This is a genomic window from Phaeodactylibacter xiamenensis (genome assembly GCF_000759025.1).
Taxonomy (GTDB): Bacteria; Bacteroidota; Bacteroidia; order Chitinophagales; family Saprospiraceae; genus Phaeodactylibacter; species Phaeodactylibacter xiamenensis.
On the sequence record NZ_JPOS01000161.1, the window covers coordinates 1 to 656 of the forward strand.

Annotated in this window: 1 protein-coding gene; it reads left to right on the top strand. The window is 52.0% G+C overall.

The window, feature by feature from the left end:
- Positions 1-656: hypothetical protein (locus IX84_RS33705; protein WP_044230455.1), on the top strand; the 656-nt coding region annotated here is incomplete at both ends.

Here is a 656-nt window from a genome sequence, read left to right on the forward strand (position 1 = left end):
CAAAGCACCTTCTACCTGGAGACCTGGCAGGCCAGCAAGGGGGAGCAGCCTGCGCTGAGTTTAGACCGGGTCTTGAGCACGCCTTCGCGAATAGGAGGGGTATACACAGTGGGGAGTTCATACAACGAAAGCGGTGGATATTACGACCTGTTAGTGACCCGCTATAATTTAGGGGGGACTATAGCCTATCAGGACACTTTTAACCTTCCTACCCCGGGAAATATTATTGCGGGGGCCATCACGACCAATAGTAGCCTGACAGAGTTGTTCATCACAGGTACCGTTTATAATGGAAGCGCCAATAGCTATGATGTCCTCACGCTAAAATATGATATCAATGGGCAGGTAGACTGGTACAGCACCTACAACGGCATTGGCAATGGGTACGATGGCGGCAGCAGCCTGTTGGTGGACAGTGACACCATATATGTAGGAGGCGCGATAACCGATACCACGGGGTTGTTTGGTGCGCTTTGCATCAAGTATCATGATGGAGGGACGGAAGTCTGGGACCGCACCCTAACGCCCAATAACCGCAACTTAGCGATCGGCACCTTGTCGAAGGGTAGCCCTAATGAACTGATGATTGGCGTGGGCGCTGAATTTAATAATGGCACCCACCGAGTTGGCTCTGCTGTGTTGGCTACCTCAGATGG